The sequence below is a fragment of the Desulfoluna sp. CYM3A genome, assembly GCF_056829965.1.
Genome location: NZ_CP186556.1, coordinates 4,621,662 through 4,641,790 on the forward strand (window position 1 = coordinate 4,621,662; position 20,129 = coordinate 4,641,790).

The following is a 20,129-nucleotide window of genomic DNA, read 5'->3' on the forward strand; positions in this document are numbered from 1 at the left end:
CTGATCTGGTGGCCGGGGTGATGGGGTACGGGCGTAAAGGCGAACCCCGCTGCCATCGCGGCCATCCATCAGCACGTTCCATTCATGATCGCCTACTTTTTACGCCCTACTACGGGTACTGGTGGCGAGTTCTTTTTCAGGAAGGTGGCGGGCCAGGATCTCCTGCACCTCCTTGCATCCAGCTGGTAGGCCCAGGAGAGAAAAACGGCCTGTCAGATGATCACCTGTTTCTTGCCCTTGTCCTTCCTCCTGCCTGGGTACAAGGCCTTGGTGGGCAGGCTTCGGCATGAGAGATGCCGGCAGAAGGGCGGCCGCGCACCGATGGCCACCATGTTGCGCCCCTTGGCGTTGCCCGCGGCCTTGTTGGCAAGCTCCAGCATGGGAATGCCGTAGGCGGTCATGCCCGGCTCAGCCCACCCGGCGATGCTCTTGTCCTCTTCGTGGCAGACCGGGGGCTTGCTGTCGTAGATCAGCACCCCGTTTTTCCGAAGCCCGCCCAGCTGGGTGATGGCGTGGGCGTCGTTCAGGGCCACCAGCACGTCCGTGTACTTCCCCGGCGAAAGCACCTTGTCCGTGCTGACGCGAAAGTGGGCCACACACTTGCCGAAGCCCCTTATCTCCGAAGGAAACGAATCAAAGGAGACAATGTCATAGCCCTCGCTGCTCATGAAGCGGGTCATCACCTCGCCTGCGGAGATGGTCCCCTCCCCTGCGCTGCCACAGATCTCAATCACAATATCAACGCTGGTCGTCATCGTGTTCGCTCTCCTGTATTGAACATGCAGCACAAAAAATTATCTGCCTCCGGCGGCAAGGTGTGCCACCTTGAAAGCAAGTTACGAATGCGCTTTCCCCCTCGTCCCTCGGGGAAAATCACATTCGCCTTTATTTTTCATGATTGGTTTTTAACCATAAAGCTCCCTTCGACACATGGGGGGGAATACCCCACACCGCCCATCACGGGCGTAGCCCGTCAGCGAATGTGATCGGCCTGAGGAACGAAGGCCGGGAGCATTTGCGAACCCGGTTATGCGAAGGATTTCCACCAGGAGGTGCGGATGGTAACCCCATACCATACGGAACCTGTCCTTGGGCTGGTGGTAGCGATAATCTTCCCGCCCAGAAGGTTCATGGCGGTGATCTCCCCTTGTGCCTCGGCATTGCCCCAGCCCACGGAAACCCAGTAATCCTTGAGGTCCGGGTTGTAGATCTGGGCGCAATCCCCGCAGGCGTAGACGTCTTCGTGGTTGGTGCGCATGAGGTGATCCACAAGCACCCCCTTTTCCGTGTTGATGCCGCTGCCCACGAGAAACCGGATGTTGGGTACGGAGCCGAAGGAAGGACCAGGTCCGCCGAGAGCTCAGCGCCGTCGGGCAGGGTAAGGGTAAACCCCTCCCCTTCGGGCCGCACGTCTGTCACGGGCTCGGCATCGGTGATGACCGTCACCCCAAGGGAGGTTAGGCGCTTGGTCACGCTTTTCTGAATCTCGTCCTTGAGGCTCACGGGCCAGAAGAGGCTGCTGTAGAGGACAAACACCACCTCCTTGCCAGCTTTTCGCGCCTCCCGGGCAAAGCCCATGCTGGTAAGGTCCCCGCCAAGAACGGCCAGGCTGGAGACTTTTTCCATGGCGTCTCGGACGCTCCGGGCGTCGTCGAACCCTGCCAGGCAGTGAAGGTGATCGGCAAACCCGGCGTGTGTGGGGAGCCTTCGGGCCGAGGCCCCCACGGCCAGGATGAGTTTGGTAAAATGCACCTTTTCCATGTGCCGGAGGTAGACCACCTTTTCGGCCGGATCCACCTTCTCCACGCGCTGGCCCAGGCGCAGGCGGATATGCTTCTCCTGATAGCCGCGGTAGGGACGAATCACGAGGTCCTCGGCCTCGCAGCCTCCGCGGTAGCCGAGGCACCCGGTGCTTGTAACCGGGGCTTCTCATCGGAAATGATGGTGATCCTGGCCTCGGGGTCTTCCCGGCGCAGGGTATCGGCCGCACTGTTGCCCGCCGGGCCGTTTCCTATGATGACGTAATGGTCGTCCTTGGGCATCACTCCTCCCTGTCCACTTCCACCAGCTCGGTTTTGGTTATGGTTATGCAGTCCATGGGACAGACCTCGTAGCACTTCCCGCAACGGATACACCGCTTGTTGTCGATGGCAATGGCCACCACGTCGTTCCAGTTGCCCGTTTCATTATATTCTCCGTAGCTTCCGTCCGGGTTCTCGGCAACGCTTGTGATCATCTTGATGCAGTCCCGGGGGGCCACGTCGATGCACATGGAACAATCCGAACGGGAGACGTCGATCTCGTACTTCAGGCTGCAGAGGTAGCAGCGCAACGACTCCTTGACGGCCTCGGCCTCGCCGTAGCCCTTCTCCACCTCGTTATCCGCCTCCTCAAAGCGTTCTTCAACGGGCAGGGTGGGCATGGGCACCGGCTTGATAAAATCGTACTCCCGCTCCCGGTCGGTCTGTTCCGCCGGTTCAAACCGCACCAGAAGGGCCTTTCTCCTGCGCCCGGCAAAGAGCTCGTCCACCTCGTGGGCGGCATGGCGCCCTGCGGCCAGGGCGGAAATAACGTTGGAGGCACCGGTGACGCAATCCCCGGCTGCGTAGAGCCGGTCCACGGAGGTGAGAAAGCGGCCTGCCTTGACCCCAATGCGCTGCCCGTCCATTTCCAGGGGCTGGCCCAGGTCCACCCGGGGGTGCTGGCCGATGGCGCTGATGATGGTGTCCGCTTCCATGACAAACTCGGAATTCTCAATGGGCACGGCGATGCGGCCCTTGCCGTCCGGGGTGTCTTCCAGGCGGGTTCGCAGGAACTCAATCCCCTCCACCCGGCCCCCTGTGCCCAGGATCCGGTGGGTGCTCACCAGGCTGTAGATGCGTCCTCCCTCCACCTTGACCTCGCGGATCTCATGGTCGTCCACGGGCATGTGCTCTTCGGTGGCCAGGATATTGATGCGCACGCTTTCCGCCCCCATGCGAAGGGAGGTGCGGGCACAATCCATGGCCGTGAAGCCGTCCCCCACCACGATGACCCGCTTGCCCGTCTCCACGTCCTGGCCGAGGTTGGTCCGCACCATGTAGTCCAGGCCGGAAATCACCCCCTCCATCTCCGCCACCCCCTGAGGCGGTTGGGCTCCATGCAACCCACGGTGGTGATCACGGCGTCGTGTTTTTTCAGGAGGTCTTTGAGAACGACATCGTGCCCCACCAGCACCCGGGTCTGGAGCGTCACCCCCAGCCTCAGGACATTTTCGATCTCCAGGTCCAGAATATCCCGGGGAAGCCGAAACGCCGGACCCGTAGCGCAGCATCCCGCCTGCTTCGGGCAGCGCCTCTCATAAAGGGTCACGTTATGCCCGTAAACGGCCAGGTCGTGGGCCGCGCCGATGCCGGCAGGGCCGGAGCCGATGACGGCCACGCTCTTGCCGGACGGGGCGTACAGATCCTCTTTGATGCGGTGCATGGCCGGTTTCAAATCGGCTGCCGACCGCTTCAGGTGGCAGATATTCACCGGGTCGCCCAGGTCGTCTTCCCCGTGGCGGCAAGCCGCCTCGCAGGGCCGGGAACAGATCCTGCCCAGGGTGGCGGGCAGGATGTTGTAGACCCGGTTCAATTCATAGGAGCGCCCGTAGCGGTTCTCGGTGATGCACCGGATATACCCGGGCACATTGGTGGCGGCGGGGCAGGCATGCTGGCAGGGAACGTTATCGGCCATGTACCCGAAATCCCTCGGGTCGTCTGAAAAGGCGATCTCCTTGATAATGCGGAGCATGCCGCTGGTCCCGTCGTTCCCGCGCTGGCTGCTGTAGATCTCTCGTTTCATCGGCTTTTCCCGTGGGGTCTTTTCTGTAAGGCTGATTGACGATTCGTGACACTAATCGTGGTGAGACGGTTACGGTCTTGGTTCAAGGAAGCGGGAAGGGCCGGGGTCGAGACGCAAGGCAAGAAGATGGAAACCGGACCAGGGGAAGAGGCCGCCCCGCAAGGGAAGAGGGCCCCTGCAGAGATGAATCCCCGCACCAGGCCCGTGACATGGAATTGTTACCGCTAAATATACTCTCTTTTTGACAGCCACGCAAGGCGGTTGCGTTTTTTTAACCTTGTGGTTCTCAGGGATTTCATGTTTAATTAAGTATTCCAAGCCGCCGCAAGTTCGTTATAAAAACACCTTTCATATCAACTTCTTGCAGAGCTTCTACCCATCTCTTCTGCGCTTCTGCTTGCTACCCTGCCTGCTCGCATCGCCCGCATCCGGGCCCTCTTTTGTTGCACGGTGGCGCCTTCGGAGTGTTTTGCCCAATCCGTTCCCCCCTGTGCCTCCCGCGGCACTCCGTGACGTTTTTGCCCGGGCGGATATGGCCGCACCCGGCCCCGCTCCCGACCCCATGTCAACACGACCCGACGCCTAACAAGGAGGACACCATGGACAGCAGCATCAAGAACATCGGCCTTCGCGGTGTGGTTATCGCCAGCACCAAAATCTGCGACGTGGACGGTGCCAACAGCCGCCTCCTCTATCGCGGCTTCCTCATCCAGGACCTGGCGATGGAGACCACCTTCGCCGAGGTGGCTCACATGCTCCTGTATGACAAGATGCCCGACATTCATGAGCTGGTAAACTTCTCCAACCAGCTGGAGAGGAACCGAACCCTGCCCCCCAACCTCATTTGCGCCATGCAGACGCGGCCGGTGACCACGCCCCCCATGGATATCCTCCAGGCCTGCGTCGCCCTCCTGGCACACCACGACGACACCCTCCCCGAAAACAGCCTCCCCCTGGCCCGCAACCGGGCCATGAGCCTCATCGCCAAGCTCCCCACGGTGGTGGCGGCCTGGACCCGCATCCGCCAGAGGCTGGCGCCCATCGATCCGGTGCCGGGCCTCTCCATGGCCGAAAACTTCTTTTACATGATCACGGGCAAACGGCCGGACCGCCGCGTGGCCGAACTCTTTGACCGGGCCCTGATTCTGCACGCCGAACACGCCTTTAATGCCTCCACCTTCGCCGCCCGGGAGGTGGCCTCCACCCGGGCCCATATGTACGCTGCGGTGTCCGCGGCCATCGGCTCCCTCTCCGGAGAGCTCCACGGCGGGGCCAACACCCGGGTCATGGAGATGCTTAAAGCCATCGGCAGCAAGGAGAACATCCGGCCCTTTGTGGAGGAAAAACTGGAAAAAGGCGAACTTGTCATGGGCCTGGGCCATGCCGTCTACAAAAACGGAGACCCCCGGGTGGAGATCCTGCGCCCCATGAGCAAAGAGGTGGGCGAGCGTGTCGGGGACACCCACTGGTATGAAATGACCGAAGAGCTGGAGCGGGTAGGCAAGGCCCTGTTCAAAGAGAAGAAAGGCATGGAGATCTTCCCCAACGTGGACTTCTACAGCGCCTCCCTCTACCACACCATGGGCCTGCCCCACGATCTCTTCACCCCGGTGTTCGCCATGAGCCGCATGGCCGGATGGGGCGCCCACATCATCGAAGAGCAGTTCGCCGACGAGGCCCACAAGCCTGTTCTCTACCGGCCGGAATCCGAATACATCGGCACCTACTGCGGCCCCGAAGGCTGCACCCTTGTCCCCATGGACAAACGATAATGCAAGGAGGCAACCTGTGATCTCCCTGGACTCCCTGATCCAAGACGTGGTTGTGGACGGCCGTCCATACGCCGCCGTGCATGTGGATGGCCTTGCCGGGGTCTACAGCGCAACCCCTTCCCGGCTTCCCTATTCCCTGAAAATCCTGGCGGAGAACATGGTGCGCAACATCCTCTGGGGACGCCTTGCCCCGGAGAATCTCACCCGGCTCCTCTCCTGGCGTGCCGAAGGGTTTTCCGCCGTGGGCATCAGCTTCTACCCGGCCCGGGTGCTGATGCAGGACTTCACGGGCGTTCCTGCCCTCTGCGATTTGGCCGCCATGCGGGACGCCGCCGTTAAGGCCGGGTTCCCGGCTGAACGGGTCAACCCCGAGGTGCCCGTGGATCTGATCATCGACCACTCGGTGCAGGTGGATTTTTTCGGCATGAAAGGAGCCCTTGAAAAAAACGTGGGCTTAGAGTTCGACCGCAACCGGGAGCGCTACGCCTTTTTGAAATGGGCTCAAAAGAGCTTCGACAACCTGAAGATCGTGCCCCCCAACTCCGGCATCTGTCACCAGATCAACCTGGAAAAACTGGGCACGGTGGCAGCCACCGCAACCCGGAACGGGCGTGCCTGGGCCTTCCTCGACTCCCTGGTGGGCACCGACTCCCACACCCCCATGATCAACGCCCTGGGCACCCTGGGCTGGGGTGTGGGTGGCATCGAGGCCGAGGCCGTGATGATGGGACAACCCCTGTCCATGCGCCTGCCCAGCGTCACCGGGGTGCGCATCTGCGGCGCCCCTGCCAAAGGGGTGACGGCAACGGACGTGGTGCTTTTTATCACCGAGCGGCTGCGCCAGGAGGTGGTGGTGGAGCAGTTCGTGGAGTACTTCGGCCCCTCCCTGTCCGAACTCTCCCTGCCGGACCGGGCCACCATCGCCAACATGACCCCTGAAAACGGGGCCACCGTGGGCCTCTTCCCCGTGGACGAGGTGACCCTGGGCTACCTCAAAGCCACGGGCAGGGACGATGCCGCCCGATTTGCCGAGGCCTACACCAAGGAGACCGCGCTCTTCCACGACCCCGCATCAGAGCCCTCGTACAACCGGGTCATCGAACTCGACCTCTCGGCCATCACGCCCTCTGTGGCAGGTCCCTCCCGCCCCCAGGACCGGATTCCCCTGCCAAAGCTCAAACCCGCCATGGAGGCCGCCTTCGACGGTCGGAAAAAGGGCCGGAGTATCTCCATGGGCGGCACCCTCTGCCGCGTGGAGGACGGCTCCGTGGTCATCGCAGCCATCACCTCCTGCACCAACACCTCCAACCCCCATGTGATGCTTGGGGCAGGCCTCATCGCCAAAAAAGCCGCGGCATTCGGGCTCTCGGTGCCGCCCTTTGTCAAAACATCCCTGGCCCCGGGATCCAGGGCCGTGGTGAAATACCTGGAAGATGCGGGCCTCTTGGCTCCCCTGGAGCAGCTTGGGTTCCACCTGGCGGGCTTCGGCTGCACCACCTGCATCGGCAACAGCGGCCCCTTGCCCCCGGAGGTGGCCCACGTGGTCGAAGAAGAAAACCTCAACGTGGCCGCCGTGCTATCGGGCAACCGGAACTTTGAGGCGCGCGTCCACCAGAAGGTGCGCAGCAATTTCCTGGCCTCCCCCATGCTCGTGGTGCTCTTTGCCCTTGCCGGGCGCACCGACATCGACTTCTTGCACGAGCACATCGGCTGCACCCCCGAAGGTAAGGAGATCTTCATGGCCGACCTCTGGCCCTCCCGGGAAGAGATCGAGGCGGTCGTCAACCGGTGCATCACCCCCGATACCTTCACCGCCACCTACGCCTCCCTCTACGATGGGGACGAGCACTGGCAGGCCATTGCCTCGGGAGCGGGCCTCACCTTTGACTGGGACACCAACTCCACCTACATCCGCAAGCCCCCCTTCTTCGATGATTTCTCCCTGGCGCTCCCCACCCCGGACACCATCACCGGTGCGCGGGTCCTGGCCAAACTCGGGGATTCGGTCACCACCGACCACATCTCCCCGGCAGGGGCCATCCCCCCAGCCTACCCGGCAGGGGCTTATCTCACCGGCAAGGGGGTGCCCCCGGACCAGTACAACTCCTACGGCTCACGCAGGGGAAACCACGAAGTCATGATGCGCGGCACCTTCGGCAACATCCGCATCAAAAACGAGCTGGCCCACGGCCGGGAAGGGGCCTACACCACCCTCTTTCCCGAACACGATGAAACCTTCATATTCGATGCCGCCCAAGCCTACCAGGACCGGGAGACCCCCCTTATCATCCTGGCCGGCACCGAGTACGGAACCGGCTCCAGCCGGGACTGGGCCGCCAAAGGCAGCCTCCTCCTGGGAGTCAAGGCCGTCATCGCCCAGTCCTTTGAGCGCATACACCGCAGCAACCTCGTAGGCATGGGCGTTCTCCCCCTGGAGTTCCTTGCAGACGAGTCCGCCCGTACCCTCAACCTGAACGGCACCGAATCCTTCTCCCTCTCAGGCCTGGACACCCTGGAAGCCGGGGGCACCCTCTCGGTCCGCGCCCAGAAAGAAAACGGCCAGGCCATCCTCTTTGGCGTCAAGGTCCGCCTGGACACGGCCAAGGAGGTGGAAACCTACCGCCACGGCGGCATCCTGCCCATGGTGTTACGTGAATTGCTTGAAAAATAATTTTTCCAACAAAAAAGCCTCCGGCGACCCTGCCGGGGGCTAAAAAGTCTAATCCGCCTTCGTTCCTGAAACAACAAAGGCTTATCCGTAATAATCGCCATGGAGATACGTATGCACGCCAACATGTCACAGGGACATGACCATCATCGTCCCCCCACCACGCCCCTTTCACCTCAATGACACCTGTATCAGAATAAACGCCACGTCATCCGATGGAATAGCGGGATATGGCCCCATTTGCTTCTGAAAACGCCACCCCGTCCCCATATCCACTCAGATCATTCTGCCCCCCGACCAAAAACACGCCTTTCCACGCTTGCTTTGCCATACAAACTGTGGTCTCATTCCAATAACTGAGATCAAATCAAATAGTATTTACCTTCAAAACATGGAGATCCAGATACCGCTCCATATTGACCCTTTGAATTCGGCACAGCTCACCTGATTATGGAATTGACAAAAGGAGGAGGGAGACGCCTGAAAAGGCCAGGGCATGTAGCCCCAGAAAGCATCCCTTTTCACGAGGCAAGCATCGTCACAATGTCAACGGGAGGGAAAAAAATGACTATTTTCGCACTGATCGCAAACACCATCCAATTTTTCATCGCTATTCTGATGTTAACACAGCTCTCTTCTCCGTGGAGTGACAGGGACGTCTTTCTAATTTTTGTCATGATTGTTGTCCCGGCTCTGAACCTGATGTGTTTCTTGCCTGTTTCGGAAAAGAAGAAAGACAAAAGCAGTTTCATCTCCATGCATTAGAGCAATAAAATTTCCAGATTCTTCACGAGTAAAGGAGAGAGGAGTAAGGCTGGCAATCCCAGCCATTGTTCCATGCTGCTAAAAACGGCTTCTCTTTATGATGCATGGCTCGGTAAAAGAGTAGAAAAAGATCGCCACCCCACAGGAGGGTTGGCCTCCATAGCCTGATAACGACACACACCATTCGAATCGAACCATGATAACAGACACATTTGTGAAAGACCGAGTCAACACCTATTACTGGAAAGACGATTTCAACTGTACAACGACAACGCTAAAAATACTGGCGGAAGCGTTTGGGACCCCCCTTCATGAGCAGGTGATCAGCTCCGCCATTGGCCTGCCCGGTGCCGCTAAACACGGCGCGCTCTGCGGGCTGGTCTCCGGCACCCTCATGTTTATAGGTATCTGGGGAAGAAAACACAGTATCCCGGACTTGAGATTTCAACTGCAGCGTACCGGCTTTTCCACCGCCTTTCACAAGCGCTTTGGCAGCCTGCAATGCAGCGTTCTGAGACCCGAAGGATTTCACCCCGACAACCCGCCTCATCTCTGCGAGCCCATAACATGTCGCGCCAATCAGCTTCACCTCCAGAAACGTCACCCCATGACAGACAGGACACATCAAGGAGAAGCCCTAAGCTCCACGCAAAGACAAAACTCAGAAAAACAATAACTCATAGCGACATAGTTGAACCACATTGAAAGCGAATTTCCGCAGCGCCCCCTAATCACAAGCGGCATATCTCGTTTTGCAACAAACACGTTTGAAGAGTGTCAAATATGATCCAAATAAATTCTTATTAAAGATCAACCCTATTCCAACCATGCACTTTGCCATTTTCTATAGTTACCGTGAAGTTCTGGGACGATGTAGAACACCAGGTAATACGGCCGCTTCTAGCTGGCTCATATTTCCAACTTTCTCGGGCCTTGTTTTTTAAATCTTCTTGTTCAATGTGAGCTGGTCGCCCTATTGAATCAACTAATTGCCCTTCAGTCTGGCCTTGCCAAATCATTTTCTTCATTAATTTATCAACTAATTGCTTATCACAATATTTATCCATTAACCGGCCTCTCTTTTTCTCTTCCAAGTTACTACCTACTACATGAAGAAATGTTGAACAAATCAAGAAAACGATAACGCCAAATATAAAGAAACCCATACAAACCCTGCGAGTTAAAAACAGTTGAGTTACCGTATTTAAATTGAGTTGAGTAAACCGTTTACATGCTTCTGATGAAAAATGGGATATTTCCTTGAACTGGAGCTTACATCCATTTCGTCCGATGGGCTTGCGGGATACGGGCGGGTGCGCCGTGCGCACCGCCCATCGTTCCGAAAACAGCAATAGGGGATCCGTGATGATCGCTATGGGGATGCGTTAGAAAGAAAAGCCGGTGGCTTGCGAGGCGGTGGTCGGTGCGGGAGCCGCACCCTACGCTTCGCATCCCGTGGGCCAGGGTGACAGCATGAAAAAAGTATCTGGTGGTAGGCTCCTGCATCCGAAAATATGGGGCGAAAGGGACGCCAGAAAGCCCCCTTTTACTTGTTTTCTGTTCCATCATGGAACACACCGTCTTCCCGTGCTTCCGTGAGCAGCTTATCATAGAAGGCTTTCAACATGCCCCCGGATTGAAAATACGGGCCCATGTAAGCTTTCACTTCTTCATGGGTTACGGACAGTTTCCTGTAAGATGAATGGGCCTCATTGGTGCACAGGTTCTGGATCAGGGGCATCAGCTTGTCTGCGGATTTGACGATTTTTGCCTCTGCGGTCTCCTGGGCCATGTACTCGTCAAACAGGCCGGACAGTTTGGCTTCAAGGGCTGCGGGCAGCTGGGAAAAGAGTTTTTTAGCTGCTTTTTTCTCGTTTTCTTCCTTGTCATCGGTGTTGCCCCTGTACGGGTTCGTGTCCCCTGCATAAATCTCCGGGAGATCATGGATCAGGGCCAACTGGAGGAGTTTCATGCGGTCGACACCTTCGAGCTCGTCTTCAATGAGCATGAGAAACAGGGCCAGGTGCCACGAGTGCTCGGCATCGCTTTCCGGGCGATCTACACGGGTCGTGCGGCATGTTCGTTCACAGGTTTTGAAGGTTTCAACTTCTTTGAGAAAGGCGATTATCTTGTCATATTCCATGTATCTATCCTTGTCACTATTCCGTTATGCCTCCGGCGGGTCGCTTTTTGAAAAAAGCTCCGGAAAAACGTTGCGATCACGTCCCCTTTTGGGTTTAAAACAGCCATCAAGCAGCAGTAGTCGAATAAACCGAAACAGCACTTAAAACCTGTTTATCAAACTTTTCAAAAATGTGGCCCCCGGCAGGGCCGCCGGAGGCGTTTTTCTGTCATTAATATAAGCCACTGAAACCATGGCTTTACAAAAGCACCATGGCTGCTTTGTAGAGGATCATACACCCCATGGCCCCCAGGAGGGAGAAGAGGATCTTCCGGTAGGAAAAGTCTCCGATGAGCCGGGAGATGCGAATGCCGATCCAGCCGCCGGAGATGGCAGAGGGAACCGCCACCATGGCAAGGGTGACGGAGGCGGTGCTCTGGAGGCCTGCCAGGGTCTGGGCCGTGATCATGATGATGCCTGCACACATGAAAAAGCTGCCGATGCCTGCCTTGATCTGCTCCTGCTTCCAGCCGGTCAGGGAGGTATAGACAATGGTGGGGGGACCGCCCATGCCGAAGGAGGTACCGATGGCCGACGAGGAGAAGCCCGCAAGGACGCCCCAGTATTTGGAGACCACGCGCCGGGAGGCGCCTTCGAAGAAGAGGCCCCAGAGGGCGTAGGTGATAAGGAAAATCCCCATGGCGAGTTTCAGGGTGTCGCCGGGGAGTTTTTTCATGAGGGTCACGCCGGTGAGGGCACCGGGAAAGGCGCCGAAAATCAGCGGTCGCAGCCGGTCCCAGTCTGCGTATTTGCGAAAGGTAAGCCCCATCTGCATGTTCATGGCAAGGCCGATGATGGTTCCGGCAGGGATCGCTATGGGAAGCTCGATAAACTGAGTGGCAAGGGGGGTGGCCACAAGGGCGCAGCCAAAACCGGCGATGCCGTTCACAAGGCCGCCGAGGCCCCAGAAAAGGGCCATGATCAGGTAATCATTCATACAACACATCCTAAAAAGGAGAAAAAATCCAACACCCCGCGGCCCAATATGCCATACGGGGATGACGCTCGACTCTTTACCGTGTTACCGGCCTTTTGTAAATTCTGATCCCAACCCGGATATGTATCAACAAAACAATATTCAGAACACGCCCCTATCACACCGTCTCCAACCTTGACCAGACGAACCGCGCCTCTCTGCAGGGTCAACGCATTTAAAAAATGAGTTGCCTCCCGGCGGGTCGCTTTTTGAAAAAAGCGCCGCAAAAACGTTCCGGTAATCAAAGAAGAGGACTCTGCTCTGTCGTAACGTACCTTCAAAAACAAAACCTGTTTGTCAAACACAGATCATAAAAATAGGCAAACGTTTTGCCCCCGGCAGGGCCGCCGGAGGCAAAAATCTAAATGCGTAACCTTTGCGCCTCCTTAGTCCTTCGCAGAAAAATGTTAGTCCTCCTTCAGAACCTCTATTATTCAACATTTTCAATAAATACTATTGATATATTCAATATACCCACTTAAAAAACGCTAAAAAATCGATTTGATTGTCCCGCCTCAAACCCCTTACATTCACTGACCCACACACACACGAACCTCGGCCTTCGGTCCTTACTGTAAGGGTGATGGAAAAAAATTAAATAGACAGACACCGAATAGCGACCTTGCCGCAAGTGTCTTGAACGACATGTTGATAAGCATCAGCGTTGATTCGGCCAGCACCGTTCGATTGTACAATTATTTTTTGCCCGCACCCTAACCGTTCTCAAGCCAAGGCCACTTACTAATGGGATCGTTATATTACACCCGACATTCGATTGGCCCTACATTTCTTGAATACAATCAAGACCAAAGCCATGGGCATGTCGACTGAGATTCGGTCTTATTAAACACCATCAGGTGCCAAACGCGAGGATACCATGAAGCCAAAATCGATACTGATTCTGACTGCCCTGCTCATCGGGCTGCTCATTGCAACCACAACCCACGCCTCAGCCCCTTCAGGAGTGGTCACATTACATCTTTCCCCTGCCGTTGAGGCCTCTAACCAGGCCGTCAAACTCTGGGTCCCCTACCCCATGTCCGACGCCTTCCAGACCATCACCGATGTGCGGGTCACCGGCAATTTCGATGCGTCACAGGTCCTCCGGGATCCCGGCTCCGGTGCCGTCTATCTTTATGCCACCTGGGCCAAGGCAGGAAACAAGCCATCGGCCAGCCTCAGCTTCCATGTGAGCCAGGCAGATCGCAGAAACACACAGCTCACCGAGGTGGATGCCCCCTTCCCCGTACCGGTGAAAAAATACCGGGAATCCACCACCTGGGTTCCCGCAGCAGACGCGGAGATGCAGAGCATCGCCGCAAAGGCTGTGAAGGGCAAAGAAGGCACCCTTGAAAAGGCCCAGGGGGTCTACGACTGGGTTGTTGAAAACACATACAGGGATCCCAAGGTCAAAGGCTGCGGCCTCGGCATCCCCTCCCGAACCCTGAACGAGTGTGGCGGCGGTGGCAAGTGCGCCGATCTGAGCACGGTCTTTGTCACCCTTGCCCGGGCAGCCGGGATCCCCGCACGGGATGTGTACGGCCTGCGCCTCTCCTCCCCCAAAGAGGGAGACATCACCAGCGCCTTTCACTGCTGGGCTGAGTTCTACCTGCCCGGCACCGGATGGGTGATGGTGGATCCTGCGGACGTTCGCAAGATGATGCTGGTCCACAACGTCAAACTCGAGGATGCTGGGATTCGGCGCCGCTTTTTCTGGGGCGGGGATGACCTGTTCCGCGTGGTCCTGCAAAAAGATGCCCGGGGAGCCGCCCTTGAAGGGGCCTCTGCGCCCCTGAACTACTTCATGTACCCCGCCGCCGAGGTGGACGGAAAGATGCTGAACTACTTTGACAGCAAAGCGTTCCATTACAATGTCACCTTCGCGACAGACGCCGGGAACTAGGCCGGGTACCTCAAATGGAAGACAGACGCACGTTTATCAAGCACGGTCTCCTGCTCTGCGCAGGGGCCGGCGGCCTCCTGGCGGTCCGGGCCGAATCAGCCCCGAAAAAGCGCCCCGAGGGTCAGTGGACGATGGTTGTGGACAGCGCCCTGTGCACCGGATGCAATGCCTGCATGGTGGCCTGCAAGCTGCAACACAACACGGAGAAGGGAAAATTCAACACCCACGTGGTGGAAGAGGAGAAAGGCACCTTTCCACACGCCTCCCTCGGTTTTTCCCCCACCCTGTGCCACCACTGCGACGATGCCCCGTGCGTCAAGGCCTGCCCCACCGGGGCGTCGGCCAAGGACCCGTGCGGTGCGGTGACCATGGACTGGAGCCTTTGTAACGGATGCGGGGCCTGCCTGCCAGCCTGTCCCCACAACGCCCGGTTTGCCGACACCCGTTTCGGCAACCGGGCTGATAAATGCGACCTCTGCCTGGACCGCATCACCCAGGGGCTCCAGCCCGCCTGCGTGGAGAATTGCGCCTCCGGTGCCCGAACCTTTGGCAGAAGCGATGGCCCGAATGAGGCCTTTGCCGGTCAGGTGGAAACAATCCGCCGCCATAACGAGAACGATTCCAACGGGGCGGTCCTGTTCTGCAAGGGAAACACTGGGGGAACCCAGGCATGAAAAAAGTGAAACGCAAAGATAAAAAAAGCAGCCCCCTCTCCCGCAGGGCTTTTCTCACAGCCAGCGCCGCCGGGGCAGCCATGGCCCTGGCTCCGGGGGCCAGTTCAGTACCGTCCGAGGCCTCGCCCACAGGAACGGGCCGCAAGGCCACCCACACGCATGGACAAGGGGACCCAAACCGTGCACTCCGTCTGCCTGGCCTGCAACGCGCGTTGCGGTGTCCGGGGCGTGGTCAAGGACGGGCGGCTGGTCAATATCTCGGGCAACCCCTATCACCCGTACAACATGCAGTTTGCCCCCGTTGACGCCAAAACACCCGTGGCTGAAGCCCTTCAGATCTCCAGCCCGGTCTGCGGAAAAGCCCTGGATACGCCCTCCCACATCTACAGCCCTTACCGCCTCATTCGCCCGTTAAAACGCACGGGTCCCAGGGGATCCGGACAATTCGAACCCATTGAGTGGGGCCAGCTGATTGCAGAGGTCTCCGGTGGAGGAAAACTCTTTGCCCACCTGGGGGAAGAGCGGGAGGTGGAGGAGGGGCGGCGCGAGGTTGCCTGGCCCAGGAGCCCGTCTCGAAAAACGACCCGGGCCTGGGCCCAAAGCAAAACGGTTTTGTGTTCATGACAGGAAGGCTTCAAACAGGACGAAAGGAGTTCATCGACCGCTTTGTCAAGTCGGCCGTGGGCTCCAAAAACCGCATCGGACACACCGACATCTGCGGCCTGGGCTTTCGCATGGGCAACTGGGCCCTCACCGGGGCCAAACAGGCGGAGCTGAAGGCCGACGCCCTCAATGCCCGCTATATCCTCGTCATCGGTGCCAATATTTACGAAGCCCTTCAGCCCGGCATCAACACCTACGGTGCCTTGGTGGCCCGGCGCCACGGCCAGGGTGAGCTCGATTTTGCCGTGGCCGACCCCCGTGCCACACGGGCCTCGGCCCATGCCAAAGAGTGGATCCCCGTCAAACCCGGCAGGGATGGGGCCCTTGCCATGGGGATGATCCGTTGGATGATTGAACACCAGGCTGTCAACCGCGACTACCTCACGGCCCCCAACATCAAAACAGCACAGAAACGCGGATTTGCAACCGTCTCCAATGCCACCCACCTGGTCATCTGCGATACCCACCACCCCGATGACGGCGCCTTTCTTCGCATGGGGCACCTGGACCCAACCTTGGGCGAGCTCAAAAAAACATCCCCCATGGTCCAGAGCCCGGAGGGGACATTTCAGCCCGCCGAAGAGACCTCTGAGGCCGTACTCGAGGCCGAAGGGGTGGTACGAGACGCCTCGGGCACACCCATCCGGGTGAAAACAGCCTTTGCCCTGCTCAAAGAGAGCGCCTTCTCCCACAGCCTCTCTGATTACGCCCACTTCTGCGGCGTGCCCGAAACACAAATTTCCTCCGTGGCCCGGGAGTTCTCATCCCACGGCACCCGCGCCGCCGTTACCCAGTACCATGGGGCCGGAAACTACGTAAACGGCATCGGGGCCGCCTACGCCGTGGCCGCCCTCAACGCCCTGGTGGGAAGCATCGGCATGCAGGGGGGCTACCTCCACGGCGGGGGAAAAGCAGGCGCCCCCCACAAGGGGATCTTCGACCTCAAAGGCTTTCCCGGCAGGAAAAAGCCCTCCGGCGTGGCCCTCTCTCGGGAAAAAGCGAGCTACGAAGCCACCGAAGAGTACCGGTCCAAACAGGAGAAAACGGGCAGCGGCTACCCGTCCAGGAGGCCCTGGTTCCCCTTTTCCAAGGGCGGGCTGTGCGTGGAGTGCTTAAGCGGTATGGATGAGCAGTACCCCTACCCGGCCAAGGTCCTTTTTACCTACCTCTTCAACCCGGTCTACTCCATTCCCGGGGGATACCGCTTCAAAGAGACCCTTTCAAGCACCGACAAGGTGCCCCTGCACGTCTCCATGGATGTGGCCATCAACGAATCGAACATCTACGCCGACTACATCGTACCGGATCTCAGCTACGCCGAAGGCCACCACGGATGGCTCACGCCCCATGCCCCGGCCCTGACCTTTTCCGCCATCCGAACCCCCATGGTGAAGCCCCTCACCGGCCACACCAAAGACGGAAGGCCCTTCTGCACCGAGACCTTCCTCATCGACCTGGCCAAGGGCCTCGGCCTCGGCGGGTTCGGGGACAAGGCCATCCCGGACAGCAAGGGCACCCTCCACCCCTTGAACCGGGCCGAGGATTTCTATCTGCGGGGATTTGCCAACATCTGCCACAACGCCGGAGTCCCCGAAGCCTCCCCGGAAGAGGTCCGGTTTGTGGAGACCAACTACCCCATCGCCACCCACAAAAAAATCCTCCCCGAAGACCAATGGCGACGAGTCTGCCACCTGCTCTCCCGGGGAGGCGTGTTCGAAGCGTATGACAAGGGATTTTCCAAAGGACGCTTTACCAAGGCTACGCCCCATGTCCATCTCTACAACGAGGCCCTGGGCACCACGCGCAACACCCTGACAGGCATTCGGTTTTCCGGGGTGCCCGGATACCTGGAGCCAACGGATTCAGCCGGTGTCCCGTTAAGCCGTGCGGACAAAGAGTACCCCTTCACCGTGGTGACCTACAAAAGCAGGCTCCACACCCAGTCCCGCTCCCTCTGGTGTGACCGGGCCATGGAAATCCAGGACGAAAACCATGTGGAGATAAACGCAGAAGATGCCCGCCGCCTGAACCTTAAAGCAGGTGACCGGGTCGAGGTCTCCTCCCGAAGCAACCCCGGGGGAATCTCCGGCACGGCCCGCCCCACCGACCTCGTGCGACCGGGGTGTATCGCCATCTCCTTTCACTTCGGCCACACCCAGTTCGGCGGCTCGTCCCTCACGGTAAATAACGGGGCACAGGCCTTCCTGGGCGGAGAGAGCATCATGGACGGCTCCCGGCTGATCCCCACCTCCGAATACACCAAAGGCCTCAACATGAACGATGTCTCCCGCCTGGACGAGCACCTGGCCCGCACACCCCTTGTGGATCCGGCGGCCGGGATCCCGGACTTCAGCAGCACCCGGGTCAGGATCCGGCGGGAACAAGAAATCACCACGCGTAGGAAAGATTGACCCCTGCCCCCCACTCATCCCCATGGGCATTGAGAGAGTAAAGCACGCCGCCCCGTGCCTGCACACGGCTTGAAAGAGAACTTCCCAGGCCGATGCCCACTGTCATGATATCACTGCCCCGGTTCTGCCCTTCAAAGGTCTGGGTGAATTCCGGGTGGGAGACAAGGGAGGCGTCGATGTCGTGGGCGTCATTGCTGTTTGCGTAAACATCATGCTCGTAGCGAATAAAGGAGAGGGGAAACACCCTCGGAGCAAACGGAAGCCCTGCAAACTGCATGTTCAAACCCACGGAGGCCACAATGGCCTGGGCATCGGCATCATCAACGGCAAGACTGAGGTTCGGGTCGCCGCTTTCGGTGAACGACTCCTGATCGTAGTAAATATAACTGAGCCCCAGCTCCGGAAAAAGCGCCAGTACCTCATTGGCAAAAACCTGTTTTTTAGTGCTGATGGACGTATAGACGCTGTGGCTGGAGTAGCTTGCCTCGGGCACCGTCTCCGTGTGCCCCACCATCACGTACCGCTTGGAGTCATGATCCCCATAGCTGTACCCCAAGAGCACATCAAAGAGCCATCCGTTCTGTTCCGGGAGCAGAAGGTATGCGCCAAGATGATACACGGAACTGTCAAAGCTCTCCGTAAGAGAATCGTGCTCGTCCATCTCCTGGAGGCCATAGGAAAAGTAGCCCCCCAGAAGCCCGTCGCCAATACGGGCCAGGGTCCCGCCCACGGTGAACCCGGTGAGGGTATAATCAAAATTGCCAAGGTGCTCATCACCGTCCACGTTTCCGTCCACGTGGCCTGCGTCAAACCAGATCCCCTTTTCCGGTTGCGGCAACTCATCACGCCCCATGGTTTCCCCCGCTGAGCGCTCAAGAAAACCATGCCGCATCACCGTACCGATAATCATATCGATCTGCTCCAAAGAGACCGTCATGTAAGACGAGTAGGGTTCCGCGTGGATAAAGTCTGCATGGGCCCCCACCTGATCGTTGGTCAGCATGTTCAGCGCGGCCTGGTTCTGTACATTCCCGGTAGTGGCGCTGTTGACCATCAGCTGCATCCCGTTTTTCTGGTTGGGGGTCGTCACGCCCGGGTGGGAGAGAAGGGTGGTGTATGGCTGCGTCTCCAGCTTCACCGTCACCTTGCCGTCTGCTGAAGGCGTGGCTGTCTGCCTGGCCGTAAGCAGGGCAGGCATGCTGCCCCCCAGGGTGGACCCAATGGCATCTCCGTCCGTGGTACTGGTCACAAAAAACAACACGTCATAACGTCCGTCGGCGGCTGCTCCCCCGACGCATAGGCATCGGCACCAAGGCCTGCCTGCAGGGCCTCAAGGGTCAGGGACAGAGCGGGCATCCCCGTGATGTTTACATCCGTAAAGGCCACGGAGTCGTTGTATTGATTGAACCCCGGCGCAATGGGCTGGCCACCGGGCAGGATCCGGAGATGAAATTCGTTTTTCCCCGTGGCCTGAAAGGGCGTCCCGGCTGCGGCACCGGCGAAATCAAGGGACGACAGCGCATCCCCCTGCTGGTGACGCAACACCACATCGCTGTTGCTTAGGGTGAATTGCTGTGAGGTAAACCGCATGGGGCTTGTCACAAGCCTGCCGTCATGCATGGCAAAGGAGGTCAATTGGTCCGCCTCGATGCTGTTGTAATACGAGAGCGTTGAATCCCTGATATCCAGAGAATCCAGGGTATCCAGCCCGTGAACACCGTCAATGGTGACATCGGCCTGGTTGATCAGGTTCAGGCGAGAGACCTTCAGGGCGGGATGGGTGGCAGGAACCCCGGTAAAGCTGCGTTGAAAAACCGTGGTGCCTCCGTCCACGATGAGGGTGCCGTTCACCAGATCTGTGTCGTCATAGGACGCCGACAAAAAGGCGCCGTCGCCGAAATGTACCGTGTTGTTGCCCTGAAAGGTAAACGTGCCGGTCGCAGGGGATACCCCGCTGTGGATATAGGAACGCAGGTAGGTGTTGTTGTTCAAATGAATGGTCGAATCCGTCACCTGAAGGGGGCCTGTGCTCAGATGCCGATGACAATCCCACCGGAGAGCCGGAGCCGTAAGAGCCTTTAAGTGAAAGGGTGGCACCGGTGATCTGAGATGGTTGAGACACATAGGAAAACAACTCCAGTTCTGAATTGGCAAGATTGAGACGGCTCCCCGGGTCCATAAGGAGCTGCGACGAGCTGCTGCCGACAATGCTGGTAAAGTTGTCCAGGGTGAGAGACGCACCCTGCAGGGTGTGAACGTTCAAGGCGTTGCTTGATTTAAACTCCCCGTT

At 58.5% G+C, this 20,129-nt stretch carries 17 protein-coding genes and 2 pseudogenes; 8 read left to right on the forward strand and 11 right to left on the reverse strand.

The features are described 5' to 3' along the window. Positions 1-212: 212 nt before the first annotated feature. The 6 genes and pseudogenes from ACOYW1_RS23435 to ACOYW1_RS23460 all read right to left on the reverse strand — a co-directional run bounded on the left by ACOYW1_RS23435 (position 213) and on the right by ACOYW1_RS23460 (position 3,825). Positions 213-755, reverse strand: coding sequence for a 2-oxoacid:acceptor oxidoreductase family protein (locus ACOYW1_RS23435; protein ID WP_482419962.1), 543 nt, complete (start codon positions 753-755; stop codon positions 213-215). Between the two features lie 272 nt (positions 756-1,027). After that, positions 1,028-1,306 (reverse strand): FAD-dependent oxidoreductase, encoded by a 279-nt coding sequence (locus tag ACOYW1_RS23440; protein WP_482419963.1) that lies wholly within the window; start codon positions 1,304-1,306, stop codon positions 1,028-1,030. 44 nt (positions 1,307-1,350) lie between these two features. After that, positions 1,351-1,866, reverse strand: a pseudogene (locus tag ACOYW1_RS23445) (FAD-dependent oxidoreductase); the annotation flags it as partial. After that, positions 1,863-2,042 (reverse strand): FAD-dependent oxidoreductase, encoded by a 180-nt coding sequence (locus tag ACOYW1_RS23450; protein ID WP_482419964.1) that lies wholly within the window; start codon positions 2,040-2,042, stop codon positions 1,863-1,865. The gene ACOYW1_RS23450 and the pseudogene ACOYW1_RS23445, both read right to left, overlap by 4 nt. After that, on the reverse strand, positions 2,042-3,109 hold the full coding sequence (locus ACOYW1_RS23455; RefSeq protein WP_482419965.1) for an FAD-dependent oxidoreductase: 1,068 nt from the start codon (positions 3,107-3,109) through the stop codon (positions 2,042-2,044). Before ACOYW1_RS23455 ends, ACOYW1_RS23450 begins: the two co-directional genes overlap by 1 nt. After that, positions 3,097-3,825 (reverse strand): FAD-dependent oxidoreductase, encoded by a 729-nt coding sequence (locus tag ACOYW1_RS23460; protein WP_482419966.1) that lies wholly within the window; start codon positions 3,823-3,825, stop codon positions 3,097-3,099. Before ACOYW1_RS23460 ends, ACOYW1_RS23455 begins: the two co-directional genes overlap by 13 nt. Positions 3,826-4,424: 599 nt before the next feature. Between ACOYW1_RS23460 and ACOYW1_RS23465 the strand changes: the two genes are divergently transcribed. From ACOYW1_RS23465 to ACOYW1_RS23475, 3 genes are all read left to right on the forward strand, one after another. Continuing rightward, positions 4,425-5,597 (forward strand): citrate/2-methylcitrate synthase, encoded by a 1,173-nt coding sequence (locus ACOYW1_RS23465; protein WP_482418036.1) that lies wholly within the window; start codon positions 4,425-4,427, stop codon positions 5,595-5,597. Between the two features lie 16 nt (positions 5,598-5,613). Beyond that, positions 5,614-8,268, forward strand: coding sequence for an aconitate hydratase AcnA (acnA, locus tag ACOYW1_RS23470; protein WP_482419967.1), 2,655 nt, complete (start codon positions 5,614-5,616; stop codon positions 8,266-8,268). A 976-nt stretch (positions 8,269-9,244) separates the two neighbouring features. Further along, on the forward strand, positions 9,245-9,706 hold the full coding sequence (locus tag ACOYW1_RS23475) for a C-GCAxxG-C-C family (seleno)protein (protein ID WP_482419968.1): 462 nt from the start codon (positions 9,245-9,247) through the stop codon (positions 9,704-9,706). Between the two features lie 127 nt (positions 9,707-9,833). Here the strand turns inward: ACOYW1_RS23475 and ACOYW1_RS23480 are convergent, their stop codons facing one another. From ACOYW1_RS23480 to ACOYW1_RS23490, 3 genes are all read right to left on the reverse strand, one after another. Further along, positions 9,834-10,124, reverse strand: a complete 291-nt coding sequence (locus tag ACOYW1_RS23480; RefSeq protein WP_482419969.1) for a hypothetical protein — start codon at positions 10,122-10,124, stop codon at positions 9,834-9,836. A gap of 452 nt (positions 10,125-10,576) precedes the next feature. Further along, positions 10,577-11,173 (reverse strand): HD domain-containing protein, encoded by a 597-nt coding sequence (locus ACOYW1_RS23485; protein WP_482419970.1) that lies wholly within the window; start codon positions 11,171-11,173, stop codon positions 10,577-10,579. A 238-nt stretch (positions 11,174-11,411) separates the two neighbouring features. Next, a complete protein-coding gene (locus tag ACOYW1_RS23490; RefSeq protein WP_482419971.1) occupies positions 11,412-12,149 on the reverse strand; it encodes a sulfite exporter TauE/SafE family protein in 738 nt (245 codons plus the stop codon). Between the two features lie 916 nt (positions 12,150-13,065). Here ACOYW1_RS23490 and ACOYW1_RS23495 point away from each other — a divergent pair. The 5 genes and pseudogenes from ACOYW1_RS23495 to ACOYW1_RS23515 all read left to right on the forward strand — a co-directional run bounded on the left by ACOYW1_RS23495 (position 13,066) and on the right by ACOYW1_RS23515 (position 17,839). Beyond that, the gene (locus tag ACOYW1_RS23495; RefSeq protein WP_482419972.1) at positions 13,066-14,091 is read left to right on the forward strand and encodes a transglutaminase-like domain-containing protein; all 1,026 of its coding nucleotides are present in this window, start codon (positions 13,066-13,068) and stop codon (positions 14,089-14,091) included. A gap of 14 nt (positions 14,092-14,105) precedes the next feature. After that, positions 14,106-14,765 carry a 4Fe-4S dicluster domain-containing protein gene (locus tag ACOYW1_RS23500; RefSeq protein WP_482419973.1) on the forward strand — a complete coding sequence of 220 codons (660 nt, stop codon included), beginning with the start codon at positions 14,106-14,108 and terminating at the stop codon, positions 14,763-14,765. After that, positions 14,762-14,857 (forward strand): annotated as a pseudogene (locus ACOYW1_RS23505) (twin-arginine translocation signal domain-containing protein); the annotation flags it as partial. The gene ACOYW1_RS23500 and the pseudogene ACOYW1_RS23505, both read left to right, overlap by 4 nt. Before the next feature lie 67 nt (positions 14,858-14,924). Further along, positions 14,925-15,389 (forward strand): hypothetical protein, encoded by a 465-nt coding sequence (locus ACOYW1_RS23510; protein ID WP_482419974.1) that lies wholly within the window; start codon positions 14,925-14,927, stop codon positions 15,387-15,389. Then, on the forward strand, positions 15,386-17,839 hold the full coding sequence (locus tag ACOYW1_RS23515) for a molybdopterin dinucleotide binding domain-containing protein (protein ID WP_482419975.1): 2,454 nt from the start codon (positions 15,386-15,388) through the stop codon (positions 17,837-17,839). Before ACOYW1_RS23510 ends, ACOYW1_RS23515 begins: the two co-directional genes overlap by 4 nt. On the opposite strand, the gene ACOYW1_RS23520 is transcribed toward ACOYW1_RS23515, so the two are convergent. Both ACOYW1_RS23520 and ACOYW1_RS23525 read right to left on the reverse strand, forming a co-directional pair. Further along, a complete protein-coding gene (locus ACOYW1_RS23520) occupies positions 17,817-19,088 on the reverse strand; it encodes an autotransporter outer membrane beta-barrel domain-containing protein (protein WP_482419976.1) in 1,272 nt (423 codons plus the stop codon). The genes ACOYW1_RS23515 and ACOYW1_RS23520 overlap by 23 nt on opposite strands. Continuing rightward, positions 19,085-19,852 carry a hypothetical protein gene (locus ACOYW1_RS23525; RefSeq protein ID WP_482419977.1) on the reverse strand — a complete coding sequence of 256 codons (768 nt, stop codon included), beginning with the start codon at positions 19,850-19,852 and terminating at the stop codon, positions 19,085-19,087. The genes ACOYW1_RS23520 and ACOYW1_RS23525 overlap by 4 nt, the downstream gene beginning before the upstream one ends. Between the last annotated feature and the right edge of the window lie 277 nt (positions 19,853-20,129).